This window comes from Micromonospora vinacea (genome assembly GCF_015751785.1).
GTDB classification, from domain to species: domain Bacteria; phylum Actinomycetota; class Actinomycetes; order Mycobacteriales; family Micromonosporaceae; genus Micromonospora; species Micromonospora vinacea.
In genome coordinates, this window is record NZ_JADOTY010000001.1 from 7,070,391 (window position 1) to 7,083,986 (window position 13,596).

The 13,596-nt window shown below is 71.8% G+C and carries 12 protein-coding genes; 3 read left to right on the plus strand and 9 right to left on the minus strand.

The genetic code is table 11. The features are described from left to right. Positions 1–59: 59 nt before the first annotated feature. Positions 60–1,907, plus strand: coding sequence for a thiamine pyrophosphate-requiring protein (locus IW249_RS32840; RefSeq protein ID WP_196924336.1), 1,848 nt, complete (start codon positions 60–62; stop codon positions 1,905–1,907). A gap of 5 nt (positions 1,908–1,912) precedes the next feature. Here the strand turns inward: IW249_RS32840 and IW249_RS32845 are convergent, their stop codons facing one another. The 4 genes from IW249_RS32845 to IW249_RS32860 form a co-directional block, all read right to left on the minus strand. Next, complete coding sequence (locus tag IW249_RS32845; protein WP_231392755.1) at positions 1,913–4,114, minus strand: transglycosylase domain-containing protein; 2,202 nt, start codon at positions 4,112–4,114, stop codon at positions 1,913–1,915. A gap of 267 nt (positions 4,115–4,381) precedes the next feature. Continuing rightward, positions 4,382–5,149 (minus strand): hypothetical protein, encoded by a 768-nt coding sequence (locus tag IW249_RS32850; RefSeq protein ID WP_196924337.1) that lies wholly within the window; start codon positions 5,147–5,149, stop codon positions 4,382–4,384. A 151-nt stretch (positions 5,150–5,300) separates the two neighbouring features. Continuing rightward, positions 5,301–6,407: an SPFH domain-containing protein gene (locus IW249_RS32855; RefSeq protein WP_196924338.1), complete on the minus strand. Its 1,107-nt coding sequence runs from the start codon at positions 6,405–6,407 to the stop codon at positions 5,301–5,303. A 5-nt stretch (positions 6,408–6,412) separates the two neighbouring features. Then, entirely contained in the window at positions 6,413–6,886 is a 474-nt protein-coding gene (locus IW249_RS32860) for an NfeD family protein (protein WP_196924339.1), read from the minus strand. Positions 6,887–7,006: 120 nt separating this feature from the next. On the opposite strand from IW249_RS32860, the gene IW249_RS32865 reads away from it, so the two are divergent. Continuing rightward, a complete protein-coding gene (locus IW249_RS32865; RefSeq protein WP_196924340.1) occupies positions 7,007–8,305 on the plus strand; it encodes a serine hydrolase domain-containing protein in 1,299 nt (432 codons plus the stop codon). Between the two features lie 33 nt (positions 8,306–8,338). Here the strand turns inward: IW249_RS32865 and IW249_RS32870 are convergent, their stop codons facing one another. Further along, positions 8,339–9,151 carry a DUF3097 domain-containing protein gene (locus IW249_RS32870; RefSeq protein WP_196924341.1) on the minus strand — a complete coding sequence of 271 codons (813 nt, stop codon included), beginning with the start codon at positions 9,149–9,151 and terminating at the stop codon, positions 8,339–8,341. Between the two features lie 183 nt (positions 9,152–9,334). On the opposite strand from IW249_RS32870, the gene IW249_RS32875 reads away from it, so the two are divergent. Beyond that, positions 9,335–10,129: an Rv1486c family protein gene (locus IW249_RS32875; RefSeq protein WP_196924342.1), complete on the plus strand. Its 795-nt coding sequence runs from the start codon at positions 9,335–9,337 to the stop codon at positions 10,127–10,129. Between the two features lie 35 nt (positions 10,130–10,164). On the opposite strand, the gene IW249_RS32880 is transcribed toward IW249_RS32875, so the two are convergent. The 4 genes from IW249_RS32880 to fabG all read right to left on the minus strand — a co-directional run bounded on the left by IW249_RS32880 (position 10,165) and on the right by fabG (position 13,587). Continuing rightward, positions 10,165–10,944, minus strand: a complete 780-nt coding sequence (locus tag IW249_RS32880) for an HAD-IIA family hydrolase (RefSeq protein WP_030337797.1) — start codon at positions 10,942–10,944, stop codon at positions 10,165–10,167. Positions 10,945–10,959: 15 nt separating this feature from the next. After that, positions 10,960–11,988, minus strand: a complete 1,029-nt coding sequence (locus tag IW249_RS32885) for a ferrochelatase (protein ID WP_196924343.1) — start codon at positions 11,986–11,988, stop codon at positions 10,960–10,962. A gap of 99 nt (positions 11,989–12,087) precedes the next feature. Beyond that, on the minus strand, positions 12,088–12,855 hold the full coding sequence (gene fabI / locus IW249_RS32890) for an enoyl-ACP reductase FabI (RefSeq protein WP_091403861.1): 768 nt from the start codon (positions 12,853–12,855) through the stop codon (positions 12,088–12,090). A gap of 27 nt (positions 12,856–12,882) precedes the next feature. After that, positions 12,883–13,587, minus strand: coding sequence for a 3-oxoacyl-ACP reductase FabG (gene fabG, locus IW249_RS32895; RefSeq protein WP_196924344.1), 705 nt, complete (start codon positions 13,585–13,587; stop codon positions 12,883–12,885). Between the last annotated feature and the right edge of the window lie 9 nt (positions 13,588–13,596).

Here is a 13,596-nt window from a genome sequence, read left to right on the forward strand (position 1 = left end):
GTCCGAAGAAGAACGGGAATGACCGGCGGGCATCGGACGTGACGGGAAGGACCAGCCAGGTGAGCGCAGACGACACCACGGCGGGCGAAGCGGGCCCCCTGCCCCGGCGTCCGACCGTCGCGGACCACATCGTCTCGCGCCTGTTCAGCTGGGGCGTACACCGCTACTTCGGCTATCCCGGCGACGGCATCAACGGCCTCACCTCCGCGCTGCAACGCACCAACGGGCGGGCCCAGTTCATCCAGGTCCGCCACGAGGAGACCGCCGGCTTCGCCGCCTCCGCCCACGTCAAGTACGGCGGCGGCCCACTGGGCTGCGCGCTGGTCACCAGTGGGCCGGGGGCGATCCACCTGCTCAACGGCCTGTACGACGCGAAGCTCGACCACCAACCGGTGATCGCCCTGGTCGGGCACACCGCGACCACCGCCGAGGGCGGCGGCTACTACCAGGAGGTCGACCTGCTCGCCCTCTACAAGGACGTGGCCGCGGCGTTCCTGGCCCAGCTCGACCACCCGACACAGGTACGCCACCTGGTCGACAGGGCGTGCCGGACAGCGCTGGCCCGGCGTACCGTCACCGCCCTGATCCTGCCCCTGGACCTCCAGGACGAGCCGGCCGTCCCGAACCCCCCGCACGCGCACGGCTACTACCAGACCAGCAACGCGCCGAGCAGTACGCCGACGGTGCCACCGGAGGCGGACGTACGCCGGGCAGCCGAGGTCCTGCGCGGCGGGCAGCGGGTGGCCATGCTTGTCGGCCAGGGTGCCCTCGGCGCGCGCGACGAGGTCCGCGAGATCGCCGACCGGCTCGGGGCCGGCGTGGCCACCGCACTGCTCGGCTTCACCGCCGTCGACCACCGCGAACCGTGGGTGACCGGCGCGATCGGGCTGCTCGGCACCCGACCGAGCTGGCAGCTGATGAGCGGCTGCGACCGACTGCTGATCGTGGGCAGCAACATGCCGTACTCGGAGTTCTACCCACCGCCCGGGCAGGCCCGCGCGGTGCAGATCGACCTGGACGGCACCCAGCTCGGGCTGCGGTACCCCACCGAGGTGAACCTGACCGGCGACGCCCGCCCCACGCTGCGGGCGTTGCTGGACGAACTGGGCCCCGGCCCCGGGCCGACCGCCTGGCGGACGGAGATCACCGAGGCCACCTCGGCGTGGCGCCGGGTGCAACACGACCTGGCCGAGCAGGCCGCCGACCCGGTCAACCCGCAGTTGCTCTTCCACACCCTGAACGAGCGGCTGCCGGACGACGTGCTGCTCGCTGTCGACTGCGGCACCACCACCGCCTGGTACGCCCGACACATCCAGGTACGCCCGAGCATGCTGGCCAGCCTCTCCGGCACGCTGCTGTCCATGGGCGGCGCCATGCCGTACGCGTTGAGCGCCAAGTTCGCCCACCCGGACCGGCCGCTGGTCGCACTGATCGGCGACGGCGCCATGCAGATGAACGGCGTCAACGAGCTGATCACGGTGGCGAAGTACTGGCGCAGCTGGGCGGACCCGCGCTTCGTGGTGCTGGTGCTCAACAACCGGGATCTGGCGTTCGTCAGCTGGGAACAGCGCTCGACCGAGGGGACGCCGATGTTCCCCGACAGCCAACAGTTGCCGGATATCGCCTACCACCAGTGGGCGGAGGTGCTCGGGCTGCACGGCGAGTTGATCGACTCACCGGAGCAGGTGCGCGACGTCTGGGACCGGGCGCTCACCGCCGACCGGCCGGTGGTGATCAACGCCCTGGTCGACCCGGCCGAGCTGATGCTGCCACCGCACTTCACCGTCGAGCAGGCCCGCAAGACCGCCGCGGCGGTGCTCCGCGGCGACACCGACTGGGCCGGGATCATCCGCCGCGGCCTGCCCGCCACAGTGGCCAGCTACCGCCCCCGCCGCCGCGACCGCTGAGACCGTCAGCCTCGGCGGTCCAGCCAGCGTTGGAGGGCCGAGCGGGGGTCCTCGGTGGTGGGGTCCTGCCGGCGCTCCGGGACCGCTGGGCGTTCCACCGGGCGGCGCGCGTCGCCGGCCAACTCACGGCTCGGTGCCACGAACGCCTTCTCCGGCTGGCCCTTCACGGCGGTGGCGATGACCCGGGCCACCGCGTCGATCACCTTCGTCTGCACCGCCGACCCCACCGAGTCGGCCGGGTCGTCCGGGTTGGCGGCGATACCGGCCACCGCGACCTGCGGGGTGAAGCCGACGAACGTCTCGGTGGAGTTCTCCTCCGAGCTACCCGTCTTACCAGCCACCGGTCGGCCATCGAGGATGTCGTTCACACCGGTGGCGGTGCCACCGTTGCACTGCCCGAACGCCGACTGCTGACCCACCGGGCAGCGCGCCGCGTCGGTCGCGGCACGGGCGACGTCGGCGTCGAGCACCCGCTTGCAGGAGGGCTGCCCGACCGGCACCTTCGTGCCGTCCGCGCCGGTCACCGAGACCACCGGCACCGGCGTGCAGTAGGTGCCCTCGGCGGCCACCGTGGCGTACGCGTTGGCCAGGTCCAGCGGGGTCGTGGCCGCCACACCGAGGGTGAACGAACCCCAGTTCGCTGCGTTGTTCTTCGCGAAGGCGGCGTCCGAGTCGGCGCGGAACGTAATGCCGAGCCGCTGCGCCATCTGGACCACCTTGTCCTGGCCGACCTGCTCGGCCAGCCAGACGAAGTAGGTGTTCACCGAGCGGCCGAAGCCGTCCCACATCATCCGGTACCCGTCCATCCAGTCCGGGTTGGCGTTCGCCGGGCACCAGTGGCCGTCGCAGCTGCCCGGTCCCTCGGCGGGGTACCGGGTGGGCAGCTTGGCGGGCGCGTCGAAACCGGTGGAAAGGGTACGGCCCGACTCCAGCGCGGCGAGCATGGTGAACAGCTTGAACGTCGAACCCGCCTGGTACCCGTCGACGCTGGCCCCGCCGGAGATCAACGGGTTGACGGTGTTCGGGTAGTTCGCCTGCCCGGCCGGGTTGTCGGCGAGGCTGTAGTGCCGGTTGACCGCCATCGCCAAAACCCGCCCGGTGCCCGGCTGGACCGCCGCGATCGGCAGGGCGCGCTTGTTGTCGTACCCGTAGACCTTGGTGGCCTGCTGCTGCGCGGTGGCCTGGACCTTCGGGTCCAGCGAGGTGACAACCGTGTAGCCGCCCGAACGCAGCGCCTGCTCGCGCTCCGCGACGGTGGCCCCGAAGGCCGGCTGGGCCAGCCACCACTGGCGCAGGTAGTCGCAGAAGTAGCCCCAGTCGTCGTGGCCCTGGGACACGGCGGTGCAGCCGTTGGGCTGGGCGGTGGGGTGCAGGGCCAGCGGCTCGGCCTTGGCCTGGGCGGCCTGCGCGGCGGTGATCGCGTTGGTGGCGACCATCGAGTCCAGCACGTACGACCGGCGGGCCAGCGCCGCGTCCTTGTCGCCGCTGATCGGGCTGTACGCGTCCGGGGACTGCACCAGACCGGCCAGCACTGCCGACTCGCCGAGGGTCAACTGCGACGGAGGCTTGCCGAAGTACCGCTGGCTGGCCGCCGCGATCCCGTACGCGCCGGAGCCGAAGTAGGCGATGTTCAGGTACCTGTCGAGGATCTCGTCCTTGCCCAGGCTCTTGTCCAACGCGCTCGCGTACCGGATTTCCTGGATCTTGCGCCCGACGGTGGGGTCGGTCGCGGCGGCGCGCTCCTCGGCCGTGCGGGTGGGGTCGGTCTTGAGCACGTTACGGACGTACTGCATGGTCAGCGTCGAGCCGCCCTGCTCGGTGCCGCCGCCCTTGACGTTGGCCACCAGCGCCCGGGCCAGGCCGCGCAGGTCCGCGCCGCCGTGGTCGTAGAAACGCCGGTCCTCGGCCGCCACGATCGCCTGCCGCATCACCGGGGCGATCTCCGACAGGGGGACATCGGTGCGGTTCACGTCGTAGAACGTGGTGATCAGCGTCTTGCCGTCGTTGGCGTAGAGGTACGAACGCTGCGGGGTGGCCGGGGTCTTCAACGAGGCCGGCAACGCGGCGTACGACCCGAGCGCGGAGCGGGCGGTGAGCCCGAGCAGCAGGTTGCCCGGCAGCGCGGCGACTGCCAGGACAAGCCCGGCCAACACGCCGGCGAGCAGCACTGTGAACAGCCGCGACAGCGGCGAGCGGGGGGCGGCCATGCAACCCAGGATTGCCACAAAAACCGCCAACCGACCACCCCCACCCGCCAATTGTCAGCAACTTCACCCCCACCCACCAGCCAACTCCCACCCCCACCCCCCGCCCAGCCCCACCCCAGCCCCCCACCCCGGTGATCATGGGGTTAACGGGAGGTTCGATCACCGAATCACCCGTCAACCTCATGATCACCGGCGTTGGCCGGGGGCCGGAGGCCGGGGGCCCGGGGGCCGGGGGCCGGGGGGTGGGGGTGAGGGTGGGCGGGTGGGTTAGGGGTTGGGGGTGCTCAGGCTGGCGGTGGCGGCGTCTCTGGCGGTTTCGCGGGGCATCAGGCGGCCGGAGCGGTAGCCGATGCCGATGCCGGCGATCAGTACGAAGATCGCGCCGAACGTCTGCAGCGAGCCGATCAGGGCACCGCCGAGGCCGAGCAACGGCGCGGCGATGATCAGCATGACGCCGTCGCCGAGACTGAAGGTGCCGGAGCGGGCCACCGCCCACCCGGTGAGGAACCATCCCGCGCTGTAGAACGTCGCGCCGAGCAGGACCAGCGACCGCGCGGTGGCGCCGAAGACCGGCGTCTGCTCTTCGAGCCCGGCGAACGGCAGCATGAGCACTGTGCCGGCGATGCTGACCAGCAGCCCGGCGGCGGCGACCCGGCGGCTGCGGGTCGCGGCCAGCAGCCCGGTGAGGGCCAGCAGCGCGAGCAGTCCGAGCCAGACCGCGGCCACCCAGCCGATCAGGTACACCGCCCGGCCGTCGGCCGGATAGGGGTCGTTGCCCACCCCTCCGTCGCTGGCCATCGCCACCGCGCCGTAGAGGATGGCGTACGCGGGCAGCAGCCAGACAGCCGCCCGCGCGAACCGGCGCACCGACCAGGCCCAACTGGCGTTCGTGGCGGGGGCGCCCGGGGTCGGCTCGCCGACGAAGGGCAGTACGCCGAACCCGCCACCGCTGCGCCGGGAGCCCAGCGGGGCGACCGGGTCGTGCGCGCCGGGCACCGGGGCCGAGGACCACATCCGATTCGCCGGATCCTTCATGCGTCACCTCGCTCGCCGACGAACGGTGCGGGACGCGCCGGGGCGCCCCGATTGCCTGGTCACCACCCGTCCTAGGACCGATCGTGGCAGGCGTCGGAGCGCCCCATGAGTCTTTCTCGTATTTAGCCGACCGAGCGGCCGGCGTACGGGATCAGCCGCGTTCGCGCTGGTCGGCCGGGTCCTCGACGAGGCTGGCCGGCGACACCGGCTCCGGCGCGGGCAGCCCCTTCGGCCCCTTGCCGCCGGTGGCCTGCGCCTCGGCGACGCGTACCTCGTCGTGGATCTGCTGGGCGGCGTCCGCCGCGGCCTGCGCCGCCTCCGCGGCCTCGCGCTCGACCTGGCTCGCCTGGTCCGCGGCCTCCGGTGCGGGCAGGTCCCCCACCATCTGGCTCAGCCCACCGAGCGCGCCACCCATCCCCTCCAGGGCCTTGGTCAGCTCGGCCGGGACGATCCAGACCTTGTTGGCGCTGCCCTGGGCGATCTGCGGCAGAGCCTGCAGGTACTGGTAGGCGAGCACCTTCTGGCTCGGGTTGGCCTGGTGGATCGCGTCGAAGACCGTCCGGATCGCCTTCGCCTGACCCTCGGCCTGCAGGATGCGGGCCTGCCGGTCACCGTCGGCCCGCAGCACCGCCGACTGCTTGTCACCCTCGGCGGTCAGGATCACCGACTGCTTGTGACCCTCGGCGGTCAGGATCGCCGCGCGGCGGTCCCGCTCAGCACGCATCTGCTTCTCCATCGAGTCGCGGATGCTTGCCGGCGGCTCGATCGCCTTGATCTCGACCCGGGTCACCTTGATGCCCCAGCGGCCGGTGGTCTCGTCGAGCACGCCCGAGAGGTGCCTGTTGATCTCGTCGCGGCTGGTCAGCGCCCGCTCCAGATCGAGCGAACCGATCACGTTACGCAACGTGGTGACGGTCAGCTGCTCGATGGCCTGGAGGAAGCTGGAGATCTCGTAGGTCGCCCGGACCGAGTCGACCACCTTGAAGTAGAGAACCGTGTCGATCGAGACCACCAGGTTGTCCGAGGTGATCACCGGCTGCGGCGGGAAGCTGACAACCTGCTCCCGCATGTCGACCTTGGTACGAACCGCGTCGATGAACGGCACCAGCAGGTTGAGGCCGGGGCTGAGGGTGCGCTTGTACTTGCCGAGCCGTTCCACCACGTCCTGGCGTTGCTGCGGCACGATCCGCACCGCCTTGGCCAGCGTTATCACGGCGATCAACGCCACCGCGATCACCACCACCCCGATTAAGGTCATCCCGTTCACCCTCTCGATTCCGGCAGCTCGCCGGCGGAAGAAACATCGTCCTGCCACACCAGGGCGGTAGCGCCCCGGACCTTTATCACCCGAACCCGTTGACCGGGGTCATAAACCTGTGTCGTGTCGTACGACCGGGCGCTCCACAACTCCCCGTCGATCTTGACGAGGCCATTCTCGGCGTCCACCCGTTCCAGCACCAGCGCCGTGGAGCCCTCGATCGCCTCCACGCCGAACGGCTGCTCACCGCTCTCCAGCGCGGAACGGCTGTGCCGCCGGATGACCGGCCGGACCACCACCAGGCTCAACGCCGACACCACGGCGAAGACCAGCGCCTGCACGGCGACCGGCGCGCCCAGGGCGGCCGCACCGGCGGCGGCGAACGCACCGGCCCCGAACATGATCAGAAATAGCGTCGTCGTGAAAATCTCAGCGACGGCCAGCAGCACACCCAAAACGATCCACACCACGGCGTCCACCCCCCGATCGTGACACGCAAATGCACGCGCGACCTCCCCGCGAAGATCAGTAGGCTCGGCGAGGCCCCTTCCGGCCCGCCAAAACACCACGAAACGGCGGCCCGACCCGAGGAGATCCCGTTGACAGTGCTCCCCGAGACCGCCCGACAGATCGACATCCGGGTCGCCCAGGCCCAGGCCGACGGGCGCACCCCGTCGCTGGTGCTGGGCGTGGTCCGCGACGGCACGCTGGCGCATGTGGCCGTCGCCGGCGAAAACCCCCGCCCGGATGCCGACCTGCAGTACCGGGTGGGCTCGATCAGCAAGACGATGACCGCCACCCTGATCATGCAGTTGCGCGACGCCGGCCGACTGGCCCTCGACGACCCGCTGGAGCAGCACCTGCCGGGCACCGGCGTGGGCGCGCTCACAGTGCGCCAACTGCTCGGCCACGCCAGCGGCATCCAACGCGAACCCGAGGGCGACTGGTGGGAGCGGGCAGCGGGCGTCGATCTGACCACCCTGCTCGCCGGGGTCGACGCCGACAAGATCGCTTACCCACCGCACCGCACGTACCACTACTCCAACCTGGCGTACGGGCTGCTGGGCGGGTTGCTCGAACGGCTCACCGGCACACGGTGGGCCGACCTGCTCGACGAACGGATCCTCACCCCGCTGGGCCTGCGCCGCACCACCTACGCGGCCACCGACCCGTACGCCCGCGGCTACGTCGTCCACCCCTGGCACGGCACGTTGCGCGAGGAACCCCGTACCGAGACCGGCGCAATGGCCCCCGCCGGGCAGCTCTGGTCGACAATCGAGGACCTGGGTCGTTGGGCCGCGTTCCTGGCCGACCCCGACCCGTCGGTGCTGGCCGCCGAGACGCTGACCGAGATGTGCTCCCCCGTGGTGATCAGCGACGACTCCTGGACCGGCGGGCACGGCCTCGGGCTGGAGCTCTACCGGGACGGCGAGCGCGTGTACGTCGGGCACGGCGGCTCGATGCCCGGGTACGTGGCCGCTCTCGTGGTGCACCGGCCCACCCGTACCGCAGTGGTCGGCTTCGCCAACTCGTACGGCTTCCCGATCACCGGGCTCGGCCGCCGGCTGCTGACCACGGTGCTGGACGCCGAGCCGGCGCTTCCGCAGCCGTGGCGGCCGGCCGCCGCCGCACCTGACGCCGGGTTGACCGAGCTGACCGGTCGCTGGTGGTGGATGGGCACTCCGCTGGACCTGCGCTGGGACGCGGGCGACCTGGTGGCCCACGTACGCGGTGAGCGGGTCAGCCGGTTCACCGCCGAGGGGACGGACCGCTGGCGGGGACGTTCCGGCCCGGAGAACGGCGAGATCCTGTCGGTGCTGCGCGACGACAGCGGACGGGCGGTGGCGGTCGACATCGCCACGTTCGTCTTCACCCGGAGCCCGGACGAGGTTCCCTGACCCGCCGCCTGGTGGGTCTGGCGGGCCAGGCGGTCAGGCTGGCTCGGTGACGAAGTCGATGAGGCGTTCCATGGCGTTGATCAGGGGTGTCTCCACGTCGGCGAAGCTGTTCACCCGGGACAGGATGTGCCGCCACATGTCGGCCGGCTCGGCCACCCCGAGGGCCGCGCAGACCCCCTCCTTCCACGGCCGCCCCGGCGGCACCACCGGCCAGGCAGCGATGCCCAGCGCCGCCGGCTTGACCGCCTGCCACACGTCCACGTAGGGGTGCCCGGTCACCAACACGTGCGGCGAGTTCACCCGGGCGACGATCCGGCTCTCCTTGCTGCCCGGCACCAGGTGGTCGACGAGCACGCCGAGTCGTCGGGTCGGGCCGGGGCCGAAGTCGCGTACCTCGGCGTCGAGGGCGTCGATGCCATCCAACGGCTCGACCACCACGCCCTCGATCCGTAGGTCGTCGCCCCAGATCCGCTCGACCAACGCGGCGTCGTGGATGCCCTCCACCCAGATCCGGCTGGCCTTCGCCACCTGGGCCCGCACGTTGTCCACGGCGACCGAACCGGACGCGGTCCGCCGACGGGCCGTCGGCACCGCCGCCCGGGTCGGGCGGCGCAGCGTCACCGGGCTGCCGTCGAGCAGGAACGCCGCCGGCAGCAGCGGGAAGTTGCGCCGTTTACCGTGCCGGTCCTCCAACACCACCGCGCCAGCCTCGAAGCCCACCACCGCTCCGCAGAACCCGGAGTCGGCATCCTCGACCACGAGATCCGGTTCGGCGTCCACCTCGGGGGTGACCTTGCGCCGTCGCCAGTCGCCCGCCAACACGTCCTCGCCGTATCGCCCCGCCATGTCGATCACGCTAAACCCGGCCCGCGCCCAGCTCGGCTCCGACACACCGCCCCGCCCTCTGACCGCCGACCACACAGCCGCTCCACGGGCCGGGGATTGGGGCGAACAGGGCAGTTGGGGGCAGGCCGGGCGACCGGAGCGGCAGCCGAGACAGGGCCGGTCGTGACCACGTACCCTTTCGGCATGTCCACCCCCGCAACGGGCGCGGCCACACTCGCGCCGCGCCGGTCCAGCCGGTTCGTTGCCTGGGTGCGCGCGTGGCGCGCCGGGTTGGTGCCCTACGACGAGGTCGCCGACGCCATCGCCGGCGACGAGGAACACCTCGTTGCGGACGCCCCGGGCACCTGGACCGACGTCCCGCTGGGCGCCGCACTGCCCACCCTGGCCAAGCTCTCCCCCGACGAGATCCGCCTGGTGCTGCCCGCGCCGGGCGACCCACGGGGGCTGCCCGGCCCCGGCGACTTCGCCGGCGCGGCGTTGGTCACCGGCGAAGCGGTCGTCGCCGGCGGGCTCGGGTTGATCCCGGAGGTACGCTCGCACACCTCCGGCTCCGGGGACTGTTTCGAGACGGTGCTGTGGCGGGTCTACCCGCTGCCGGCCAACGCGGCCGCCGCGTCACTGTCGTTGCCTGGCGCCGCCGAGGCGGAGGCGGAGCTGGCCGCCGCGCTGGCCGAGACGACCGCCGCGCTGACCCGCCTCGACGTGGCCCAGTGGCGGCCCGAGCTGGCCGGTGCGCTGGCCGCGTTGCGCCGCCCGGACGGCGCCACCGATCTCCCACCGGGCTTCGACCCGCGGGCCCGCCGGCTCTTCGCCCGGGCCGCGGTGCTCGACCGGGTGCTCGCGCTGGCCGGGCACTCCGCGCCCGGCGGGGCGATCAACAACTACGAGGCACAGCAACGGGACGCGGCACTTCGCCCCCTCACCGCTGCCTGCCGGCAGGCACTGGTGGCCGCCTGCAACGCCCCCCTGCGCCCCTGACCAGCGCCGGCACCACACGGCGAGACCGGGGCTGGTCAGACCTCGTCGAGCAGGTCCGCGACCGAGTTGATGATCCGGGACGGGCGGTACGGGTAACGCTCCGCCTCGGTGCGGCTGCTGATCCCGGTGAGCACCAGGATCGTCTCCAGCCCGGCCTCCAGGCCGCACAGGATGTCGGTGTCCATCCGGTCACCGATCATCGCGGTGCTCTCCGAGTGCGCGTTGATGGTGTTGAGCGCCGAGCGCATCATCATCGGGTTGGGCTTGCCGACGAAGTACGGCTCGACCCCGGTCGCCTTGGAGATCATGGCGGCAACCGAGCCGGCGGCGGGTAGCGCGCCTTCCACGGACGGGCCTGTCACGTCGGGGTTGGTGCAGATGAACCGGGCACCGTCGTTGATCAGGCGGACGGCCTTCGTGATCGCCTCGAAGCTGTAGGTGCGGGTCTCGCCGAGCACCACGTAGTCGGGGGCGAAGTCGGTCAGCACGTAGCCGACGGCGTGCAGTGCCGTGGTCAGCCCGGCCTCACCGATGACGTACGCGGTGCCACCCGGCCGCTGGTCGGCGAGGAACTGGCCGGTGGCCAGGGCGGAGGACCAGATCGACTCCTCCGGGACGTCCAGCCCCATCCGGCTGAGCCGGGCCGTCAGGTCGCGTGGGGTGTAGATCGAGTTGTTGGTCAGCACCAGGAACGGCTTGCCGGAGGCGCGCAGCCGGTTGATGAACTCCGGCGCGCCGGGCACTGGCTGGCCCTCGTGCACCAGCACGCCGTCCATGTCGGTCAGCCAACTCTGCACGGGCTTACGGTCATGCATGATGATCCTCAGAGGTCAGGGGCGACGGGTCGGCACGCAACAGACGGTGGGGCAGCTGTCCCACATGGGCAGCTCGCCCAGGCGGCGGCGCAGCTGCGCGCCGTCCGGGTCGGTCCGCTCGGTGACCAGCTCACGGACCATGGTCACGAAGCGCGGGTCGGTGCCCGGCGTGCCGGCCCTGACGAAGTCCAGGCCGAGCTGCTTCGCCGTCTCCAGCGCTTCGGTGTCCAGGTCCCACACGACCTCCAGGTGATCGGAGACGAACCCGATCGGGCTGACCACCACGGCGGTGGTGCCGCCCTGCGCGAGGGCGGCCAGGTGGTCGTTGATGTCCGGTTCCAGCCACGGCACCTGCGGCGGGCCGGAGCGGCTCTGCCAGACCAGGTCGTACGCCAGGTCGGGTGCGGCGGCTGCGGCGACGAGCCGGGCGGTCTCGTGCAGCTGCGCCTCGTACCGGCCGCCGTGCGGGCCGGCGTTGGCCGCCATGGAGCTGGGGATGGAGTGGGCGGTGAAGACCAGCCGGGTGGTGTCCCGCAACGCCTGGTCGAGCTGACCCAGGGCCGCCTTGACCGCGTCGACGTGCGGCTCGACGAAGCCGGGGTGGTCCCAGAACTGGCGCAGTTTCTCGATCACCGGGGCGTCGGGGCCGACGGCGGCACGCGCGGCGGCGATGTCCTCCTGGTACTGGCGGCAGGACGAGTAGCCGCCGTACGCGCTGGTGACGAAGGCCAGCGCCCGGGTGACCCCGTCGTCGCGCATCTGGGTCACTGTGTCGGCGAGCATCGGGTCCCAGTTGCGGTTGCCCCAGTAGATGGGCAGGTCGAGACCGTGCGCGGCGAAGTCGGCGCGGACCGCGGCCAACAGGTCCCGGCACTGCTGGTTGATCGGGGACACCCCACCGAAGTGCTGGTAGTGCTCGGCGACCTCGGCCAGCCGCTCGGGCGGCACTCCCCGGCCCCGGGTCACGTTCTGCAGGAACGGCATCACGTCCTCGGGCCGCTCGGGCCCACCGAAGGACACCAGCACCACCGCGTCGTACGACATGGGGTCATTCTTGCCCCTCGGCCGGGACGTCCCGGCGACGCCCCCTGGTCCGGACGCGTAGATCACGCGAACGGCGACCAGGGAGCGTCGTGGTGCCCGTCAGGAACCGATGGCGTGGTAGCCGCCGTCGACGTGGACGATCTCGCCGGTGGTGGCCGGGAACCAGTCGGAGAGCAGCGCCAGGCAGGCCCGCGCGGCGGGCTCCTGGTCGGTGAGGCTCCAGCCCAGCGGGGCCCGCTCGGCCCAGGCGTCCTCGAACTGGTCGAAGCCGGGGATCGACTTCGCGGCGATGGTGCGCAGCGGCCCGGCGGCGACCAGGTTGCTGCGGATGCCCTGCTTGCCCAGGTGCAGCGCCAGGTAGCGGGACGCGGACTCCAGGCCGGCCTTGGCCACGCCCATCCAGTCGTAGACCGGCCACGCCTTCGTCGCGTCGAAGGTCAGGCCGACCACCGCGCCGCCGGGCGACATCAGCGGCAGCGCCGCCATCGCGAGGGACTTGTAGGAGAAGGTGGAGACGTGCAGGGCGGTCGCCACGTCCTCCCAGGGCGCGTCGAGGAAGCCGCCACCCAGGCAGCTCTGCGGGGCGAAGCCGATCGAGTGCACGACACCGTCGAGGCCGTCGACGTGCTCGCGTACCCGGTCGGCGAGGCCGGCCAGGTGCTCGGTGTTGGTGACGTCCACCTCGATGACCGGCGCCGGCTCGGGCAGCCGCTTGGCGATCCGCTCGACCAGGGAGAGCCGGCCGTAGCCGGTGAGCACGACCTGCGCGCCGTTTTCCTGAGCGAGCTTCGCCACCGAGAAGGCGATCGAGGCGTCGGTGATGACACCGGTGACGAGCAGTCGCTTACCGGCGAGCAGTCCGGACATCGCTGATTTCCTCCGTAGTCAAAAGGGTTAGTGGCCCATGCCGAGGCCGCCGTCGACCGGGATGACGGCGCCGGAGACGTAACCGGCGCTGTCGGAGGCCAGCCAGGTGACCACGGCGGCGACCTCGTCCGGGCTGGCCATCCGGCCGGCCGGGATGGACTTGAGGATCTCCGCCTTGCGGTCATCGGAGAGGCCGGCGGTCATGTCGGTGGAGATGAAGCCGGGCGCCACCACGTTCGCGGTGATGTTGCGGCTGCCCAGCTCCCGGGTGATCGAGCGGGCGATGCCGACGAGGCCGGCCTTGCTGGCGGCGTAGTTGACCTGCCCGGCGCCGCCGGCGAGGCCGACCACCGAGGAGATGAAGATCATGCGGCCCCACTTGGCGCGGAGCATCTTGCCGGAGGCCCGCTTCGCGACCCGGAACGCGCCGGTGAGGTTGGTGTCCACCACGTCGGTGAACTGTTCCTCGGTCATGCGCAGCAGGAGCGTGTCGGCGGTCATGCCGGCGTTGGCGACGATCACCTCGACCGGACCCAGTTCGGCCTCGACGGCGGCGAACGCGGCGTCGATCGAGGCGGCGTCGGTGACGTCGGCGCGGACGCCGAACAGCCCGTCGGGCGCGTCGCCGCTGCGGTGGGTGACCGCCACCCGGTCGCCCTGCTTGGCGAAGGCCTGCGCGATGGCCAGGCCGATTCCCCGGTTGCCCCCGGTCACCAGCACGGTACGGGCCACTGTTCCCCC

Coding starts and splice junctions, on each gene's coding strand:
- IW249_RS32845 (WP_231392755.1), bottom strand. CDS start 4,114: ATGGCCGCCCCCCGCTCGCCGCTGTCGCGGCTGTTCACAGTGCTGCTC.
- IW249_RS32850 (WP_196924337.1), bottom strand. CDS start 5,149: ATGAAGGATCCGGCGAATCGGATGTGGTCCTCGGCCCCGGTGCCCGGC.
- IW249_RS32855 (WP_196924338.1), bottom strand. CDS start 6,407: ATGACCTTAATCGGGGTGGTGGTGATCGCGGTGGCGTTGATCGCCGTG.
- IW249_RS32870 (WP_196924341.1), bottom strand. CDS start 9,151: ATGGCGGGGCGATACGGCGAGGACGTGTTGGCGGGCGACTGGCGACGG.
- IW249_RS32875 (WP_196924342.1), top strand. CDS start 9,335: ATGTCCACCCCCGCAACGGGCGCGGCCACACTCGCGCCGCGCCGGTCC.
- IW249_RS32880 (WP_030337797.1), bottom strand. CDS start 10,944: ATGCATGACCGTAAGCCCGTGCAGAGTTGGCTGACCGACATGGACGGC.
- IW249_RS32885 (WP_196924343.1), bottom strand. CDS start 11,988: ATGTCGTACGACGCGGTGGTGCTGGTGTCCTTCGGTGGGCCCGAGCGG.
- fabI (WP_091403861.1), bottom strand. CDS start 12,855: ATGTCCGGACTGCTCGCCGGTAAGCGACTGCTCGTCACCGGTGTCATC.